This window comes from Micromonospora sp. NBS 11-29, from assembly GCF_002140155.1.
Classification (GTDB): domain Bacteria; phylum Actinomycetota; class Actinomycetes; order Mycobacteriales; family Micromonosporaceae; genus Micromonospora.
The window spans coordinates 1-18708 of the sequence record NZ_NAPR01000017.1; the positions used below are offsets into that span (position 1 = coordinate 1).

At 73.3% G+C, this 18708-nt stretch carries 12 protein-coding genes and 2 pseudogenes; 5 read left to right on the forward strand and 9 right to left on the reverse strand.

Annotation, left to right across the window (positions count from 1 at the left end):
- Positions 1–887: 887 nt before the first annotated feature.
- The 4 genes from uvrC to rsgA all read right to left on the reverse strand — a co-directional run bounded on the left by uvrC (position 888) and on the right by rsgA (position 7700).
- Positions 888–2825 carry an excinuclease ABC subunit UvrC gene (gene uvrC / locus B1205_RS20675; RefSeq protein ID WP_089157126.1) on the reverse strand — a complete coding sequence of 646 codons (1938 nt, stop codon included), beginning with the start codon at positions 2823–2825 and terminating at the stop codon, positions 888–890.
- Positions 2826–2908: 83 nt separating this feature from the next.
- Positions 2909–3391: a Rieske (2Fe-2S) protein gene (locus B1205_RS20680; protein ID WP_089157127.1), complete on the reverse strand. Its 483-nt coding sequence runs from the start codon at positions 3389–3391 to the stop codon at positions 2909–2911.
- Between the two features lie 155 nt (positions 3392–3546).
- A complete protein-coding gene (uvrA, locus tag B1205_RS20685; RefSeq protein WP_089157128.1) occupies positions 3547–6489 on the reverse strand; it encodes an excinuclease ABC subunit UvrA in 2943 nt (980 codons plus the stop codon).
- Positions 6490–6620: 131 nt separating this feature from the next.
- A complete protein-coding gene (rsgA, locus tag B1205_RS20690) occupies positions 6621–7700 on the reverse strand; it encodes a ribosome small subunit-dependent GTPase A (RefSeq protein WP_089157362.1) in 1080 nt (359 codons plus the stop codon).
- A 192-nt stretch (positions 7701–7892) separates the two neighbouring features.
- Here rsgA and B1205_RS20695 point away from each other — a divergent pair, with 192 nt between their 5' ends.
- On the forward strand, positions 7893–8609 hold the full coding sequence (locus B1205_RS20695; RefSeq protein ID WP_089157129.1) for a maleylpyruvate isomerase family mycothiol-dependent enzyme: 717 nt from the start codon (positions 7893–7895) through the stop codon (positions 8607–8609).
- Positions 8610–8617: 8 nt separating this feature from the next.
- The gene (locus tag B1205_RS20700; RefSeq protein ID WP_089157363.1) at positions 8618–9271 is read left to right on the forward strand and encodes an MBL fold metallo-hydrolase; all 654 of its coding nucleotides are present in this window, start codon (positions 8618–8620) and stop codon (positions 9269–9271) included.
- Here B1205_RS20700 and B1205_RS20705 read toward each other — a convergent pair.
- Together B1205_RS20705 and B1205_RS20710 are read right to left on the reverse strand one after the other, a co-directional pair.
- Positions 9212–9883, reverse strand: a pseudogene (locus tag B1205_RS20705) (DedA family protein); the annotation flags it as partial. The gene B1205_RS20700 and the pseudogene B1205_RS20705 overlap by 60 nt on opposite strands.
- A gap of 91 nt (positions 9884–9974) precedes the next feature.
- The gene (locus B1205_RS20710) at positions 9975–10649 is read right to left on the reverse strand and encodes a class I SAM-dependent methyltransferase (RefSeq protein WP_089157130.1); all 675 of its coding nucleotides are present in this window, start codon (positions 10647–10649) and stop codon (positions 9975–9977) included.
- Positions 10650–10827: 178 nt separating this feature from the next.
- Here B1205_RS20710 and B1205_RS20715 point away from each other — a divergent pair, with 178 nt between their 5' ends.
- Positions 10828–11031 (forward strand): cold-shock protein, encoded by a 204-nt coding sequence (locus B1205_RS20715; protein ID WP_013287480.1) that lies wholly within the window; start codon positions 10828–10830, stop codon positions 11029–11031.
- A gap of 254 nt (positions 11032–11285) precedes the next feature.
- Here B1205_RS20715 and B1205_RS20720 read toward each other — a convergent pair whose 3' ends face one another.
- A complete protein-coding gene (locus tag B1205_RS20720; protein WP_089157131.1) occupies positions 11286–11783 on the reverse strand; it encodes a MarR family winged helix-turn-helix transcriptional regulator in 498 nt (165 codons plus the stop codon).
- Positions 11784–11912: 129 nt separating this feature from the next.
- On the opposite strand from B1205_RS20720, the gene B1205_RS20725 reads away from it, so the two are divergent.
- On the forward strand, positions 11913–14048 hold the full coding sequence (locus B1205_RS20725; protein ID WP_089157132.1) for an MMPL family transporter: 2136 nt from the start codon (positions 11913–11915) through the stop codon (positions 14046–14048).
- A gap of 33 nt (positions 14049–14081) precedes the next feature.
- Here B1205_RS20725 and B1205_RS20730 read toward each other — a convergent pair whose 3' ends face one another.
- Together B1205_RS20730 and B1205_RS20735 are read right to left on the reverse strand one after the other, a co-directional pair.
- Positions 14082–14954, reverse strand: coding sequence for a lytic transglycosylase domain-containing protein (locus tag B1205_RS20730; protein WP_089157133.1), 873 nt, complete (start codon positions 14952–14954; stop codon positions 14082–14084).
- A 30-nt stretch (positions 14955–14984) separates the two neighbouring features.
- Positions 14985–16393: pseudogene (locus B1205_RS20735) on the reverse strand (DedA family protein).
- 131 nt (positions 16394–16524) lie between these two features.
- On the opposite strand from B1205_RS20735, the gene typA reads away from it, so the two are divergent.
- Positions 16525–18390, forward strand: coding sequence for a translational GTPase TypA (gene typA / locus B1205_RS20740; protein ID WP_089157134.1), 1866 nt, complete (start codon positions 16525–16527; stop codon positions 18388–18390).
- Positions 18391–18708: the final 318 nt, after the last annotated feature.

Here is an 18708-nt window from a genome sequence, read left to right on the forward strand (position 1 = left end):
GGGGATCACGCGACACGGGGGATGCCGCGCGGGGGAAGTGTGGAGGGGCTCCGGCGGCCGGTGGCCTGCACGGGTGGCCCGGGGGTGTAACGACGGCCGGTGGCCGGTCATTCCGACCGGGGCTTGCCTGCGGCGAGGGCCGGGCTCCACGCGGTCTGCCAGGTATAACGCCCCGCCCCCGGCCACGATTCCGCCGGCACGGTGACCCCGACCACGTCCGGACCCGCCCGCAGCGGGCACACCGACCCCCAGACACCCAGCATCCGGACAATCCGCCCACAGCGCGCACTCGCGCCGCTAGGTTCTCCCGCCCCCGCGCCGCGCCGTCATGAATCTTGGTCGGACAGCCCCTCTGGCACGCTCAACCGGTGGTTGCAACACCTAGGAGCTGGGCCGTACCCAGATTTGGCAGCGACGGGTGCGATGGGGTGAGCCGGCGGCGCCGCCAGTTCGGTGAAGTAGCGGCATCCCGGCGCCGGGAAGGCGCCACTTCGGCGAAATAGCGTGGATCTTGCCGCCGGGCAATCAGGATTGGGCAACGGCAGGGCTAGCGATATGACCCAGAGGCATAATAATGCCCGAGAGTCATNTGGGATGGACGCTTCTCTGGCGCGTCGAGGGTCCGAGATCTTGATACGAAAACGGCGCGGCCCTCTGGCGGGCCGTTTGGTACCAAGATCTTTCTCCATCCTCAACGGGTGGGAGTTCGCGAGCCGGGCTCCCCGACTGCGTCAGCCTCGATTGCGGGAGCGGCGGAGTGCCCAGATCCCGCCGGCGACGGCCACGGCTGTCGGCAGCAGGCAACAGAGCAGCAGGACGGACAGGTGCCACGGCTTGAGCGCTCCCATGGGCCGGAGGATACGCGCCGAGGTCCACCGAGACGGTGGTCAGGACGGTGTCGCAGCCGGGTCGCCGTCGAGGGCGGCGAGGATTGCCTCGGCGGTGCGCCGGCCCACGCCGGGCACCTCGGTGATCTCTTCCACGGTGGCCGCGGAGAGCCGCTTCAGCGAGCCGAAGTGCCGCAGCAGCGCCTTGCGCCGGACGTCGCCGAGGCCGGGCACGTTGTCGAGCGCCGACTCGGTCATCCGCTTGGAACGCCGCTGACGGTGGAACGTGATGGCGAAGCGGTGGGCCTCGTCGCGGACCCGTTGCAGCAGGTAGAGCGCCTCGGAGGTGCGGGGCAGGATGACCGGGTAGTCGTCGTCGGGCAGCCAGACCTCCTCCAGCCGCTTGGCCAGCCCGCACAGCGCCACGTCGTCGATGCCCAGCTCGGCGAGGGCCTTCGCGGCGGCGGCCACCTGCGGCGGGCCGCCGTCGACCACCACCAACTGCGGCGGGTACGCGAACCTGCGTGGCCGCCCGGTGGTCGGGTCGATGCCGGGCCGGTCGGGATCGGCGGCGGTCTCCTCGCCCAGCTCGCCGGTCTCGGCGCGGGCGTCGAGGTAGCGGGCGAAGCGCCGGCGCAGCACCTCGGACATGGCGGAGAGGTCGTCGGTGGCGCCGCGCACGACGAACCGGCGGTATTCGCTCTTGCGGGGCAGCCCGTCCTCGAAGACGACCATGCTGGCGACCACGTCGGTGCCCTGGATCTGGGAGACGTCGAAACACTCGATGCGCAGCGGCGAGGTGCGCATCGCGAGCGCGTCGGCGATCTCGTCGAGGGCCTGGCTGCGGGTGGTGAGGTCACCGGCGCGCTTGAGCTTGTGCCGGGCCAACGCGTCCCGGGCGTTGCGCTCGACGGTCTCCAGCAGCGATCGCTTGTCTCCCCGCTGCGGCACCCGCAGCGACACCCGGCTGCCCCGCCGGGTGGAGAGCCAGTCGGCGAGCGCGTCGGCGTCGCCGGGCAGCTCGGGGACGAGCAGTTCCCGGGGCACGTCGGCCTCGCCCTGCTCGCCGCCGTAGACCTGGGTGCAGAAGTGGTGGACGAGGTCGCCGGTGGCCAACTCCTCGGTCTTCTCCACCACCCAGCCGCGCTGGCCGCGCACCCGGCCGCCGCGGACGTGGAAGACCTGGACGGCGGCTTCGAGGGGATCGTCGGCGAAGGCCACCACGTCGGCGTCGGTGCCGTCGCCGAGCACCACGGTCTGCTTCTCCATGGCCCGGCGCAGCGCGGCGACGTCGTCGCGCAGCCGGGCCGCCCGCTCGAACTCCAGGTGCTCGCTGGCGTCGAGCATGTCCTTCTCCAGCCTGCGGACCATGGTGTCGGTGCGGCCGGCCATGAAGTCGCAGAAGCCGTCGACGATCTCCCGGTGCCGCTCGGCGGTGACGGTGCCGACGCACGGCGCCGAGCACTTGCCGATGTAGCCCAGCAGGCAGGGCCGGCCGACCTGCCCGGCGCGCTTGAACACCCCGGAGGAGCAGGTCCGCGCCGGGAAGACGCGCAGCAGCAGGTCGAGCGTCTCGCGGATGGCCCAGGCGTGCGAGTACGGCCCGAAGTAGCGCACGCCCTTGCGCTTGGCGCCCCGCATCACCTGCAACCGCGGGTATTCCTCGTCGAGCGTGACCGCCAGGTAGGGGTACGACTTGTCGTCGCGGTAGCGGACGTTGAACCTCGGGTCGTACTGCTTGATCCAGGTGTATTCCTGCTGGAGCGCCTCCACCTCGGTGGCGACGGTGATCCAGTCGACGGACTCGGCGGTGAACACCATCTGCCGGGTGCGCTGGTGCAGGTTGACCGGGTCGGCGAAGTAGGAGTTGAGCCGGCTGCGCAGGCTGCGCGCCTTGCCGACGTAGATTACCCGGCCGGTGCCGTCGCGGAAGCGGTAGACCCCTGGCGACTCCGGGATGGTGCCGGGCGCGGGACGGTAGGTCGAGGGGTCAGCCACACCCCAAGCCTAGTCCGCACCCCCGACACCCGACCGCCGCCGCGTCCCCGCCCGCGGCCGGCGGACGGGGAGCGTACGCGTGGTCAGGCCAGCGTGATCTGGTCGCCGTCGACCTTGATCTGCTTGGCCGCGAGCGGTTTGGTGGCCGGGCCGTCCTTCACCGAGCCGTCGGTGATCGAGAACCGGCTGTTGTGGCAGGTGCAGTTGATGGTGCCGCCGTCGACGTTCGACACCGGGCAGCGCTGGTGCGTGCAGATCGGGTCGAACGCCTTGAACTGGCCGGCCTCCGGTTGAGTGATCACCACGCCCTGGCTGGCGAAGATCGCACCGCCGCCGACCGGGATGTCGGTGGTACGGGCCAGCGGGCCGCTGCTGTCCCGGTTGCCGCCGCCCGCGTCGCCGGTCGCGGTGGCGCCGGGCGGGCCACCGCTGGTCGGGGCGGACCCGGGGGACGCGTCGTCGTCGCCGCAGCCCGCGAGCACCACGGCCGCGCCGACCGCGCCGGCGCCCGCGAGCAGGGCCCGCCGACTCCGGGTGATCGGTCCGGTCACCTGATCGTCACTCATCTCCGGCCTTCCTCTCGACTGTCACCAATGGTTCATGATCCGCGGTCACACTGCGGAACACGCACCAGGGTGGCGCGCGGTTCATACCGGCGCGTCACGGAACGCGTATCCGCGCGGGCGGGCCGGTCGATCGGCCGCCCGCGCGGACCGTCGTCTCAGTGCGCGCCGGCCGGCACCTTGCGGGCCCGCGACTTGGTGCCACCGTTGGCCTTGGCGGCCCGGCTCGTGGCCGCCTTGGCGCCCTTGGCCTCGCCGTCGAGCTTGAGGATGGGCCGCAGGAACTCGCCGGTGTGGCTCTCGGGCACCTCGGCGACCTCCTCCGGGGTGCCGGTGGCGAGCACCGTGCCGCCCCGGTGGCCGCCCTCGGGCCCCATGTCGATGAGCCAGTCGGCCGTCTTGATCACGTCGAGGTTGTGCTCGATGGTGATGACCGTGTTGCCCTTGTCGACCAGGCCTTCCAGCACCATCAGCAGCTTGCGGATGTCTTCGAAGTGCAGGCCGGTGGTCGGCTCGTCGAGCACGTAGACCGTACGGCCGGTGGAGCGCTTCTGCAGCTCGGAGGCGAGCTTCACCCGCTGCGCCTCACCGCCGGAGAGCGTCGGCGCGGGCTGGCCGAGCCGCACGTAGCCGAGGCCGACGTCGACCAGCGTCTTGAGGTGGCGGTGGATGGCCGGGATGGCGGAGAAGAACTCGGCCGCCTCCTCGATCGGCATGTCCAGCACCTCGGCGACGGTGCGGCCCTTGTAGTGCACCTCCAGCGTCTCGCGGTTGTACCGCGCGCCCTTGCAGACCTCGCAGGGGACGTAGACGTCCGGCAGGAAGTTCATCTCGATCTTGATGGTGCCGTCACCCGAGCACGCCTCGCAGCGCCCGCCCTTGACGTTGAACGAGAACCGGCCCGGGCCGTACCCCCGGACCTTGGCCTCGGTGGTCTCGGCGAAGAGCTTGCGGACGTGGTCCCAGACGCCGGTGTAGGTGGCCGGGTTGGAGCGTGGGGTGCGACCGATCGGCGACTGGTCCACGCCGACGACCTTGTCGACGTGCTCCAGGCCGGTGATCCGGGTGTGCCGGCCGGGCACCAGCCGGGCGCCGTTGATCTGGTTGGCCAGCACCGTGTAGAGGATGTCGTTGACCAGCGTCGACTTGCCCGAGCCGCTGACCCCGGTGACCGCGATGAGCTGGCCGAGCGGGAAGCCCACGGTCAGGTTGCGCAGGTTGTGCTCCCGCGCGCCGTGCACCACCAGCTCGCGGCCCGGAGTCTGCGGCCGGCGCTCGGCCGGCGTCGGGATGGCCTTGCGCCCGGCGAGGTAGGCACCGGTGACCGACTCGTCGTTATCGAGCAGCGCCGGCACCGAGCCGCTGTGTACGATCCGCCCGCCGTGCTCACCCGCGCCCGGGCCGATGTCCACGATCCAGTCGGCCACCCGGATGGTGTCCTCGTCGTGCTCGACCACGATCAGCGTGTTGCCCAGCCCGCGCAGCCGCAGCAGCGTCTCGATCAGCCGGTGGTTGTCGCGCTGGTGCAGGCCGATCGACGGCTCGTCGAGCACGTAGAGCACGCCCACCAGGCCGGAGCCGATCTGGGTGGCGAGCCGGATGCGCTGCGCCTCGCCGCCGGAGAGCGTGCCGGCCGGGCGGTCCAGGGAGAGGTAGTCCAGGCCGACGTCGAGCAGGAACTTCAGCCGGGCGTTGATCTCCTTGAGCACCCGCTCGGCGATCAGCTTCTGCCGGTCGGTCAGCTCGATGCCGGCCAGCAGGTCGGCCGCCTCGCCCACGGACAGGTTGCAGACCTCGGCGATGCTCCGGCCGGCCAGGGTGACCGCGAGCACCTCCGGCTTGAGCCGGGCCCCGCCGCAGGCCGCGCAGGGCACGTCGCGCATGTAGCCCTCGTACTTGTCGCGGGACCACTCCGACTCGGTGTCGGTGTGCCGGCGCTCGATCCACTGCACCACGCCCTCGAAGCCGGTGTAGTAGGAGCGCTCGCGGCCGTACTTGTTGCGGTAGCGGACGTGCACCTGGTCGTCGGAGCCGTGCAGGATCGTCTTCTGCGCCCGCGACGGCAACGCGCGCCACGGCGTGTCGACGTCGAAGTGCTGGCTCTCGCCGAGCGCCTCCAGCAGGCGCAGGAAGTATTCCAGGTTGTGGCCGGTGGACCAGGGCTGGATCGCGCCCTCGCGCAGCGTGCGCTCCGGGTCCGGGATGATCAGCTCGGGGTCGACCTCCTTCTTGGTGCCCAGGCCGGTGCACTCCGGGCAGGCGCCGTAGGGCGCGTTGAAGGAGAAGACCCGGGGTTCCAGGTCCTCGATCGCCAGCGGGTGGTCGTTCGGGCAGGCCAGGTGCTCGGAGTAGCGGCGCTCGCGGGCCGGGTCGTCCTCCGGCAGGTCGACGAAGTCGAGCAGCACCAGGCCGTCGGAGAGGCCGAGCGCGGCCTCGACCGAGTCGGTCAGCCGCTGCTTGGCGCTGGGCTTGACGCTGAGCCGGTCGATCACCACCTCGATGGTGTGCTTCTCCTGCTTCTTGAGCTTGGGCGGCTCGGTCAGCGGGTGCACCACCCCGTCGACCCGGGCCCGGGCGTAGCCCTTGGCCTGGAGCTCGGCGAAGAGGTCGACGTACTCGCCCTTGCGACCACGGATCACCGGCGCGAGCACCATGAAGCGGGTGCCCTCGGCCATGGCGAGCACCCGGTCGACGATCTGCTGCGGGCTCTGCTTGGAGATCCGCTCGCCGCAGACCGGGCAGTGCGGCTCGCCGATGCGGGCGAAGAGCAGGCGGAGGTAGTCGTAGACCTCGGTGATGGTGCCGACGGTGGAGCGCGGGTTGCGGGAGGTGGACTTCTGGTCGATGGAGACGGCGGGGCTGAGGCCCTCGATGAAGTCGACGTCGGGCTTGTCCATCTGGCCGAGGAACTGCCGGGCGTACGACGACAGCGACTCGACGTAGCGGCGCTGCCCCTCGGCGAAGATGGTGTCGAACGCCAGGCTCGACTTGCCCGAACCGGAGAGCCCGGTGAAGACGATCAGGGCGTCCCGGGGCAGGTCGAGACTGACGTCACGCAGGTTGTGCTCGCGGGCGCCACGGATGATCAGACGGTCGGCCACGGTGCGGGTGCTCCCGGAAGAAGAATATGAGGCAAAGTCTGTTTTGACGAGCTGTCGGGGCGCAGGGAAAGCGCCCCGGCAACTCTAGCCCCGAGGTGTGACAACTTCCGGCTCGCGCCCATTCCCCCAGCTCAGAGCGCTCCCGGCGCGGGCGGGGCCGCCGGCCGCCCGGTCCGGCGCCGCCCACCCCGCCAACCGCCGCGCCGCTCGGCGGCGAGCCGGGCCGCACGGCGTCCACCCTCGTACGCGACCTCCCGCTGAAGCCGCCGCCAGCTCTCCCAACGGCGTGCCGGCAGCTCACCGCGGTCCAGCGCGTCGCGCACCGCGCAGGCCGGCTCGGCGTCGTGCGCGCAGTCGGCGTACCGGCAGCCGGCCGCCAGCTCGGCGATGTCGGCGAAGGCCCGGTCCAGCCCGGCCGCGCCGTCGAGCAGGCCGACCGCGCGTACTCCCGGGGTGTCCAGCACCGCTCCCCCACCCGGCAGCGGCACCAGCGACCGCCAGGTGGTGGTGTGCCGGCCCTTGCCGTCGACCCGGCGGATCGCCTGGGTGCGCATCACGTCCGCCCCGGCCAGCGCGTTGACCAGGCTCGACTTGCCGGCGCCGGACGGGCCGAGCAGACCCAGCGTGCGCCCCGGGGCGACGTGGCGGCGCAGCGGCGCCAAACCGATGCCGCGTTCGGCGCTGACCGGCAGCACCGGCACCCCGGGCGCCAGCTCGGTCAACTGCCGGGCCACCGCGGCCGGATCCGCGGCCAGGTCGGCCTTGGTGAGCACCACCAGCGGCTCGGCCCCGGACTCGTGGACGAGGGAGAGCAGCCGCTCGATCCGCGCGGCGTCCGGCGCCGGGTGCACCGGCTCGACCACCGCGGCGGCGTCGAGGTTGGCGGCCAGCACCTGCCCGCTGGCGTCCTTGCCGGCGGTGCGGCGGACCAGCGCGGTACGCCGTGGCAGCACCGCCTCCACCGTGACCGGGCCGTCCGGCCAGGTGGCCAGCAGCACCCAGTCGCCCGCGCAGGGCAGCGCGGTCAGGTCGCGGGCCGCGGCGGCGAGCACCCGGCCGCCGAGACTCGCCCGCACCGGCCCCTCCGGGCGCAGCACGGTGCACACGCCGCGGTCCACCCGGGCCACCCGCCCGGGCCGGAGGTCGGCGCGTCGATCGAGGTGGGCCGCCCAATCGGCGTCCCAGCCGAGGTCGGTCAGGTCGAGGGTCATGGTGTCCTCATCGGGGTCGAGGGGTGCACGGCGGACACGCGCGTCGACCGGCATGCGCACCACCCCCGCTCCGACGTCCGATGCCCGCGTCCGGCACGACTTGACGGTAGGGTGCGTGCCGACGCGCCGAAAGCGATTTCCCCGGCGGCGGTACGGCCCGCCGCCCGCTAGGGTCGTGCCCATGAGGACCCGATGACCGCCGATCCGCTCCGGTTGACCGGCGACCTCGCCGAGGCGACCGAGCGGCTGCTGCGTACCGTCGCCGGCCTGACCGCCGCGGACGTCGCGGCGCCGTCGCTGCTGCCGGGCTGGACCCGCGCGCACGTGCTCACCCACCTGGCCCGCAACGCCGACGCGTTCGTCAACCTGCTCACCGCCGCACGCACCGGCGAGGAGATTCCGATGTACGCCTCGCCGGCGGCCCGCGCCGCCGACATCGAGGCGGGCGCCGACCGCGGTCCCGACGACGTCCTGGACGACCTGCGCCGCAGCGGCCGACGCTTCGACGCGGCGGTCGCGGAGATGCCGGTCGAGGCCTGGGGCGCCACCGTGCAGACCCGGCGCGGCCCGTGGCCGGCGGCGACGCTGGTCTGGGGCCGGCTGCGCGAGGTCGAGGTGCACCACGTCGACCTGTCCGCCGGCTACCGGCCGGCGGACTGGCCGGCGGCCTTCGCCCAGCGGCTGCTGCACGAGGTGGCGACCGGGCTGGCCGCCGACCCGGCCGCGCCGGCCATGGTGTTGCGCGTCGACGGCGCCGCGCACGAACTCGCCGTGGGCGATCCCGAGGGGGCGCCCACGATCACCGGCCCCGCGCCGGAGCTCGCCGCCTGGCTGACCGGCCGGGGCACGGGCGAGCTGCTCACCGTCGTCCCCGACGGCCCCCTGCCGAACCCACCGGAATGGATCTGAACGTCGTCATGACCTACACCGGAGACGTCACGCCCGGCGGTCCGCCGGCCGTGCGCGAGCTCGACCAGCTCACCGTCACCAAGCTGTCGGTGGGCCCGATGGACAACAACGCCTACCTGCTGCGCTGCCACGCCACCGGCGAGCAGCTGCTGATCGACGCCGCCAACGAGGCGCCCCGCCTGCGGGAACTCATCGGCGACGGCGGCCTGGCGACGGTGGTGACCACCCACCGGCACATGGACCACTGGGTCGCGCTGGAGGAGGTGGTCGCCAAGACCGGGGCCCGCGCGCTGGTGCACGCCGACGACGCCGAGGGCCTGCCGATCGGCGCGGAGCCGCTGCGCGAGGGCGACACCGTCGCGGTGGGCGACTGCGCGCTGGAGGTGATCCACCTGCGCGGGCACACCCCGGGCTCGATCGCGTTGCTCTACCGCGACCCGGCGGGCGGGCCGCACCTGTTCACCGGCGACTCCCTCTTCCCCGGTGGGGTGGGCAACACCGACCAGGACCCGGAGCGGTTCGGCCAGCTCATCGACGACGTCGAGGCCAAGCTCTTCGACCGGCTGCCGGACGAGACCTGGTTCTACCCGGGCCACGGCAAGGACAGCACGCTCGGCGCCGAGCGGCCCGCGCTGGCGCAGTGGCGGGTGCGGGGCTGGTGACCCGCGTCGGGTCCGGCCTCCCCCGTGGCGGCCGGACCCNAGCAGCACCGGGCCGGCGAGCAGCAGGCCGACCGCCATGGTGAGCACCGTCGGGTCCGGCGAACCGGGCAGCAGCGCGGTCAGCGCCCGCGCGGCCAGCCCGAGCGCCACGTAGATCCCGGCCCACGCCGTGGCGCCCACCGCCGCGCAGGCCACGAACCGCCGGTAGGGCATCCGCAGGCCACCGGCGGCCAGCGGCAGCAACGCGTTGAACACCGGCAGGAACGGCGCCACCAGCACGATCCGACCGCCACCGCGATGCAGCAGCGTCTCGGCGGCCACCCACCGGGACTCGCCGATCCAGCCGCCCAGGCGACTGCGCCGCAGGGGCCCGCCCCAACGCCGGCCGGCGAGGAAGCTCAGCGACCAGCCGGCGAGGCAGCCCGCCACCACCGCCACGACGGTCACCACACCCCCGGCCGGGCGACCCGCGCCGACCGCCGCGAGGACCGCGGCGTCGCCGGGCACCAGCACCCCGAGCAGGGGTACGGCATCGGCGAGCATCACCACGCCCAGCAACCCCATCAGCAGGGTGGTGGGCAACTCCCCGAGTTGGGCCGGCAGATCCGTCATGCCCCGAACGCTATGCCCCGCCGGCCGGCCCGCGCATCCGGCATGATCCCCCAGTGACCCCCGGCACCGCATCCGGAGGATCCCCGAGGGGTCAGCGGGGGCGCAACACCTGCACCCGACGTACCGGGGAGTCGACCGAGGGCTCGGTGGTGGGGACGGGATAGCTGGCCACCAGCTCCAGCCCGTCCGGCGGCAGGTGGCCCCGGTCCGGGTCGCCGACCAGCACCTCGACGCCCCGGTCGGCGCACCGACGCAGGTACGGCAGCACCCGCGCGGCCAGCTCCGCGTCGTAGAGGGCGTCGCCGGTCACCAGCACGTCGACGCCGGCCACGCCGTCGAGCAGGTCGTCGCCGTCGACGGCCACCCGGACCCCGTTCGCCCGCGCGTTGACCGTCACGGCGGCCACCGCGTACGGGTCGACGTCGTTCGCCACCACCTGCGCGGCGCCGGCGAGGGCGGCGGCGATGGCGACCAGTCCCGAGCCGGCGCCCAGGTCGAGCACCCGCCGGCCGGCGACGATGCCGGGGTGGTCGAGCAGGTGCCGGGCCAGGGCCTGCCCGCCCGCCCAGACCGAGGCCCAGTACGGCGGCGGCAGCGACCGCCCGGCGGCGGCCTCCATCCGGGCCCACCACAGGATGGCGTCCTCGGCGAGGTGCAGTCGCACCTCGGGGACGAACGGCGTGGCGACCAGGCGCAGCCGGTCCGGGCCCGCTCCCGGTGCCGTGATCTCCCGTTCCAGGTCGGCCAACGCCGTCGCAGTGCTCATCGGGGCAAGCATGCCGCGCCCCGCCGGGTGCCGGGGGCATTTCCGCGCGGGCAGTATTCGCGTGCCACGCCGAGACTTCCGGCAGCGGATCCGGGCTCGGGCGGTTACTGTCGAGGGTGGTAATGGGCGATCATCGGCCGCGGGCCGGTGCTCACCCGCATTGAACAGGGAGAGACGCATGGCAACCGGCACGGTCAAGTGGTTCAACTCGGAAAAGGGCTTCGGCTTCATCGAGCAGGACGGCGGAGGCCCGGACGTGTTCGTCCACTACTCGGCCATCCAGAGCAGTGGCTACCGCGAGCTGAACGAGGGCCAGAAGGTCGAGTTCGAGGTGACGCAGGGCCAGAAGGGCCCGCAGGCGGACAACGTCCGTCCGATGTGACGACGTGCCGGTGGCGGCGGTCGGGGTTCCGACCGCCGCCGCAGCGCGCCCTCAGGCCGGTGCCCACCGGCAGGTCGCGCTGACGGCGCAGACGGCCCGGCCCGACACCAGTACGCCGAAGTGGTGGTGTCGGGCGTGCCGGATGAGACCATTTCTCCGAGCCGGTGGCGCACCCGGCGAGACGTGGGTGCCCGATGCGGTCACCACGGTGACCATCGCTTGTAGCTCCTCGCCGTGAGCGGCCGGCCGCACGGTCAGCGGTCGCCGGCCGGGCCGGGTGCGGGGCCGCGTCGCGGCTCGNNNNACCGCACCATCTCGCCCATGAACCGCCGCACCACGGCCAACTCGTCGTCGGTGAACCGGGCCATCACCTCGTCGGTGCGCCGGCCCAGCGGGCCGAAGAAGCTCTGCGCGAGGGTGGCGCCCCGGTCGGCGTAGTGCAGCAGGATCTTGCGGCGGTCGGTGGTGTCCCGGTCGCGCCGGATGTGGCCCGCGCGTTCGAGCCGGTCGACCAGCGCGGTCACCGAGCCGGAGGAGAGGCTGAGCGTCTCGCCGAGCCGGCCGGGGGTGATCGGGTCGTGCACCAGCTCGGCCTCCATCACCGCGATCAGGGCGTGCAGGTCGGTGACGTTGAGCCCGTGCAGGCCGGCGAACTCGTGCCCGACGTGCTGCGCCTCGGTCGAGTACCGACGCAGCTCCCGGGTGATCTCGGAGACCATCCGCCCCCGCGGGTCGTCCGGTCGCCGGTACATGCTCTGCGCCGACACCGCTTGCCGCCACCCCCTGCCCGAATCCGGTCCGGTTGCAGCATAGAGCCTTCCTGGATAATCTCGTCCATCAAGATACTCGGCTGGCGAGACTAGTACCTGTGAGGGCATCCGATGTCACTGTTCACCCGCGTCGCCCGGGGCCGGTTGGCCGCCTGGCTCACCGTGGTCGCCGCCCTCGTCGTCGGCGCGGTCGTGTTCGGCCTGCCGCAGCCCGAGAACCCGCAACCGGTCTCCGCCACCGGCCTGTCCGTGCAGTGGCAGTCGACACAGGTCGAGCGCCTCCAGGACCAACTGCCGTCCCGGGACGCCCAACCCGCCCTCGTGGTGGTCAGCCGCATCGACCGGGCCCCGCTCGACGACGCCGACCGGACCGCGCTCGACGGCACCGCCGCCAAGCTGGGCGAGCTGGCCGTCGGCGGCCGGGTCGCCCCGGCGCAGCTCTCCCCCGACGGCACCGTGGCGCTGGTCGCCGTTCCGCTGTCCACCGCGGGCGAGCCGCAGACCGTCATCGATGCGGTGGCCGAGGTACGCGAGGCGGTGGCCGACCTCCCCGACGACCTCACCGTCGAGGTCACCGGCGGGCCGGCCTTCACCGCCGACCTCAGCCAGGTGTTCCAGGGCGCCGACACCACCCTGCTGCTGGTCACCGCCGCCGTCGTGGCGCTGCTGCTGCTGATCACCTACCGCAGCCCGTTCCTGTGGCTGGTGCCGCTGCTGGTGGTGGCCGCCACCGAACAGCTCACCCTGCGCGCGGTCGAGACCGTCGTGCCCGCGCTCGGCATCCACCTGCCCAGCGGTCAGGTCACCGGCATCGCCAGCGTGCTGGTGTTCGGCGCCGCGACCGACTACGCGCTACTGCTCATCGCCCGCTACCGCGAGGAGCTGCGCCGCGAGGAGAGCCGGTTCACCGCCATGCGGGCCGCCCTGCGCCGCACCGCCGAGCCGATCCTCGCCAGCGGCGGCACCGTCGTCCTCGGCGTACTCACGCTGTTGCTGTCGGAGCAGGAGACCAACCGGGCGCTCGCGGTCGCCTGCGCCACCGGTGTGGTGTTCGCCATGCTCTCCGCCCTGTTCGTGCTCCCCGCCGCCCTGGTCCTGTTCGGCCGGGGCCTGTTCTGGCCGTTCGTCCCGCGCGTCGGCGGCGCCGCCCGCGAGGGTCGGCTCTGGGGCCGCCTCGGGGAGCTGGTGGTCCGCCGGCCGCTACCGGTCGCCGCGCTGGCCGTCCTGCTGCTCGCCGGCCTCGCCCTCGGCGGCCTGGGCATCCGCACCGGACTGTCCGAGACCGAGCAGTTCCGGGCGCGGCCCGAGGCCGTCGCCGGCGCGGAGACGCTCGCCCGGGCCTTCCCGGCCGGCAGCACCCAGCCGGTCGCCGTGCTCACCAATCCGCAGGCGGCCGCCGCGGTCACCGCCGCCGCCGGCACCGTCGACGGGGTGGCCTCGGCCCGACCCGGCCCGGCCGGAGACCGGGTCGCCCAGGTCGACGTGGTGCTCGCCGCCGAGCCGGGGACCGCCGCCTCCGACCGCGCCGTGGCGGCGCTGCGCGACGCGGTCGCCGCCGTGCCGGACTCCGCGCCACCCGCCGTGGCCGGCGCGGACGCCCCCGACGGCGCGCTGGTCGGCGGCACCGTCGCCGCCACCTACGACGCGGACCGGGCCGACGCCCGGGACCTACGGCTGATCCTGCCGATCATCCTGCTGCTGGTCGGCGCCGTGCTGGTGCTGCTGCTACGCGGCCTGCTGGCCCCGTTGCTGCTGGTGCTGACCGTGATCGCGTCGTTCTTCGCCAGCCTCGGCGCGGCCTGGCTGCTCTTCGACCATGTGCTGGACTTCCCGGCGCTGGACTCCGGGGTGCTGCTGCTCGCCTTCGTGTTCCTCGTCGCGCTCGGCGTGGACTACAACATCTTCCTGGTCACCCGGGCCCGGGAGGACGCCCGCCGGGTCGGCACCCGGGACGGGATGCTGTCCGCGCTGCGGGTCACCGGCGGCGTCATCACCAGCGCCGGCGTGCTGCTGGCGGCGGTCTTCGCGGTGCTGGGCGTGCTGCCGCTGATCACGCTCACCCAGATCGGGATCATCGTCTGCATCGGCGTGCTGCTGGACACGCTGCTGGTCCGCACCGTGCTCGTGCCGGCGCTGGCGTTCCTGCTCGGCGACCGGTTCTGGTGGCCCGGCCGGATCACCCGCGACCCCGACGCGCCCGCCCCCACGGCCGGTACGCCGAGCGAGCCGGTCGCCGCGCGGGACTGACCCGCCGGCCGGTGCCGACGCCACGCCCCCGGGTCAGAAGCTGAGGCACTCGCACTCGGTCATCAGCGCCCGCACGTTGCGCACGTACTGCGGGTTGGGGATCACCAGCGGCTCGTCCGGCCGGGCGACCTCGCCGTGCCCGAAGTTGTACGCCGCGATCACGGCGTTGAGCAGGCAGGAGTCCAGCTCGGCGGTGCACAGCGAGGCGTCCAGCCGGTAGTCCGCTTCGAAGTACATGTCGCCGATGTACTTGGTCAGCCAGGCCAGGTAGGTGCCGCCCAGGTAGGTGTTGTCCCGGTAGTCGTCGACGTCGTACGACTGGCCGAACCGTTGGTTCATCCAGTCCGCCGTCGCGGGCATGACCTGCATCAGCCCGACCCCGGTGTCACAGGCGTAGATGTTGGACTGCCAGCCGCTCTCCTGCCACGCGGTGGCCTTCAGCAGCGTCGACGGGATGCGGATGTCCGGTGCCGAGGTGGGCCAGTAGGTGCGCGCCGCGGCGTCGGCCAGCGCCGCCTTCACCTGAGCGCGGCTGGCCTGGGTGCCCCGGTAGCTGGGCTTGCAGCCGCTGGCCGCCGGCTTCGGCGGCTTCGGCGGCACCTGCGTCTCGGTCGGCGGCTTCGGCCGGGCCAGCGGCGCGGTGGACGTGCGGGACGGTTTCGGCCGTGGCTTCCCGGACGGGGACGCGCTGGGGCTGGGCCGTCCGCCCAGGGCCTCGACCGCCGGCGGCTGCTCGCTCGGCACGTCGGCGGGCGCCTCCTGCGGCTCCTCGACCGGGGCCGCCGTGGGCAGCTCCACCGCCACTTCCCGGACCGGCCGCTCCTCGCCGCCGCACCCGGTCACCGTGCCCGCCGCCAGCAGCGCCGCCATCGTCACCGCGGCCCACCGGCCGACTCCTCGTCGCATCGAACTCCCCCCGTGGTCCGTCGGCGCACCCTAGCAGGGATCGACGGGTCTGCGGGGTCCCCGCGACGCCGGCCGGCGCTCCCTCGGCCGGGGCAGCCTCTCCCCGGCCCCCGACCCGGCCGGATCGGCGTCCACGCCGGCCGGGGGGCCGCCCTCGCCCGCCCGTTCCCGGGTCGACCAGGCGACCACGAACACGGTGGTCCAGGCGGCGCCCAGCAGCACCGCGGAGACGGTGCCGCTGGCCGTGCTCCAGCCCAGGTAGAGCCGGGCGCCGGTGACCGCGACCACCCCGGCCGAGGCGATCGTCCAGACCGCCACCCCCACCGGCCAGCGCGCCCCGCGCGACACCAGCCAGGCCAGCGTGCCGAGGCTCGCCGTCACCACCGCGTTCTGGGTCGGGAACAGGTCACGGGCCCGGTCCGGGCCGTCCGGACCCACCAGGTCCGCGACCACGACCAGCAGCACCAGCGGCACGGCCGCCCCGACCGTGCAGATCAGGCCGAGCGGGTCCGTCCGCCAGGGTCGGTGCCGCCAGGCCACCACCGCCGCCACCACGGNTCGACCACCCCGGGGGTACGCCGGGCGGCGAGCCAGTCCGCGAGCAGCCCGTCGAGCACCCCGAGCCCGCTGTGCCGGACCACCGCGTCCAGCAGGAACGCGACGGCCAACCCCGCGCCGAACAGCAGCGCCAGCCCGAGCAGCAGGTTGATCAGCATCGTCCAGGACGGCCCGACCCGAACCCGCACCAGGAAGAAGAACACCCCGTACCGGGCCCGTAGCCAGCGCAGCGGCGGCAACGCGGCGGCGCGGGCCGCCAACGCCTGGGCCGGGTCGGGGTTACGCCCCAGCCAACGGCCGGCCAGCACCACACCGAGCAGGCACAGCAGCAGCACCAGCACCGCCCCGGTGGCCTGGCCCAGCAGGGTCGACACCCGCGTGTACGACTCGCCGGCCAGGTAGCCGGCCAGCACCGAGGCGCCGACCCAGGTCACCACCCCGGTCAGGTTCCACGGCGCGAACCGCCGGTACGGCAGATTGGCGGCGCCGGCCAGCCGGGGCGCCAGCGTGCGGGCGAACGCGACCCAGCGGGCGGCCAGCACACCCCGCCCGCCCAGCCGGTCCAGCAGTTCCTCGGCGCGTCGCCACCGGTGCGGCCCGATCCGGGCACCGAGCCCGGAGGCACGCAACCGGGGTCCGTAACGACGCCCGGACCGCCACGCGAGTGTGTCTCCGATCACGGCGGCGGCCGTCATGACCACCAGCGCGGGGGCGAGCCGTAGCGTCCCCGCGTACGCTAGGAAGCCGACCAGCAGCAGGGTCGCCTCGCCCGGCACCAGCAGCCCGACGATCACCGCGGTCTCCCCCGCGACGATCGCCGCGGCGACCAGGTAGATCAGCAGAGGCGGCAGCTCCTGCAGCCAGCTCAGCAGGTCAGGCATCCGGTACCCCGCACGGGTGCCAGCATGCCAGTCGCTGGGAGGGTCGGGACAGCACTTTCGACACAGATCCGGGCGATCTCGGGGTGACCCCGGGGCCTTCCCCGGCAACCGCAGACAGGAGTATGGAGGGTATGCAGCTACGCACCGACCTCCGCAACGTCGCCATCATCGCCCACGTCGACCACGGCAAGACGACCCTGGTCGACGCCATGTTGCGGCAGGCCGGCGCCTACGGCGCCCGCGGCGAGAACACCGAGCGCGTCATGGACTCGATGGACCTCGAGCGGGAGAAGGGCATCACCATCCTCGCCAAGAACACCGGCGTGCGGTATTTGCCGGCGGACGGCGACCCGGTCACCATCAACATCATCGACACCCCGGGCCACGCCGACTTCGGCGGTGAGGTCGAGCGCGGCCTGACCATGGTCGACGGCGTGGTGCTGCTGGTCGACGCGAGCGAGGGGCCCCTGCCGCAGACCCGGTTCGTGCTCCGCAAGGCGCTGCGCGCCCGGCTCCCGATCATCCTGGTGATCAACAAGGTGGACCGTCCGGACGCCCGGATCAAGGAGGTCGTGGACGACACCTACGAACTCTTCCTCGACCTGGACGCCGACGAGGAGCAGATCGACTTCCCGATCGTCTACGCCTGCGCCCGCGACGGCATCGCCTCGCTGACCCAGCCCGCCGACGGCGCGGTCCCGGACGACAGCACCAACCTGGAGCCGCTGTTCCGCACCCTGCTGGACACCATCCCGGCCCCCGCCTACGAGGAGGACGCGCCGCTCCAGGCACACGTCACCAACCTCGACGCGTCGCCGTTCCTGGGCCGGCTCGCGCTCTGCCGGGTCCGCCAGGGCACCATCAACAAGGGCCAGACCGTGGCCTGGTGCCGCACCGACGGCAGCACCCAGCGGGTCCGCATCTCCGAGCTGCTGATGACCGAGGGGCTGGAGCGCAAGCCGGCCGAGTCCGCCGGCCCCGGCGACATCATCGCCGTCGCCGGCATCCCCGAGATCATGATCGGCGAGACGCTGGCCGACGCGGAGAACCCGGTGCCGCTGCCGCTGATCACCGTCGACGAACCGGCCATCTCGATGACCATCGGCACCAACACCTCGCCGCTGGTCGGCCGGGTCAAGGGCGCCAAGGTCACCGCCCGGATGGTCAAGGACCGGCTCGACAAGGAGCTGATCGGCAACGTCTCGCTGCGAATCCTGCCGACCGAACGGCCGGACGCCTGGGAGGTGCAGGGCCGAGGCGAGCTGGCCCTGGCCATCCTGGTCGAGCAGATGCGGCGCGAGTCGTACGAGCTGACCGTCGGCAAGCCGCAGGTGGTCACCCGTGAGATCGACGGCAAGACCTGCGAGCCGGTCGAGCGGCTGACCATCGACGCCCCGGAGGAATACCTGGGCGCGATCACCCAGCTCCTCGCGACCCGCAAGGGCCGGATGGAGCAGCTGGTCAACCACGGCACCGGCTGGATCCGGATGGAGTGGCTGGTCCCGGCGCGCGGCCTGATCGGCTTCCGCACCGAGTTCCTCACCGACACCCGGGGCACCGGCATCCTGCACCACGTCTTCGAGTCGTACGAGCCGTGGTTCGGCGAGCTGCGGACCCGGCAGAACGGCTCCCTGGTGGCCGACCGGGCCGGCGCGGTCACCTCGTTCGCCATGATCAACCTGCAGGAGCGCGGCCAGCTCTTCGTCGAGCCGACCACCGAGGTGTACGAGGGCATGATCGTCGGGGAGAACTCCCGCTCCGACGACATGGACGTCAACATCACCAAGGAGAAGAAGCTCACCAACATGCGGGCCTCGACCTCGGACGAGACCGAGAAGCTGATCCCGCCGCGCAAGCTGTCGCTGGAGCAGGCCCTCGAATTCTGCCGCGAGGACGAGTGCGTCGAGGTCACCCCCGCCGCGGTGCGCATCCGCAAGGTGGTGCTCGACCAGCAGCAGCGTGGCCGGGCCGCCGCCCGCCGCAAGCACGCCGGCTGACCGACACACCCTCGGAGCCCGGCCCGCCACCCCGGCAGGCCGGGCTCCCCCGTATCCCGCCACCGCCGCCGGTCCGGCGAGGTGGCGGNCATACCGCGGTGAGCCACGGCGTCGCCAGTGACCTCGGCGAACGGGATCGATCCCGTGGATCGTCGCCGACCCCATGACCGCGGGTGACTCCCCCTGGCCCGGCCCGCGAGGTCCGCCCCGCACGTCGCCTGCTGGCGGCATCCCGCCTCGCCGAACCCACCGATTCGCCGAACTGGCGGCATCCGCCCGCCACGATCCCGCCATACCGCCGAACTGGCGGCACCCGCC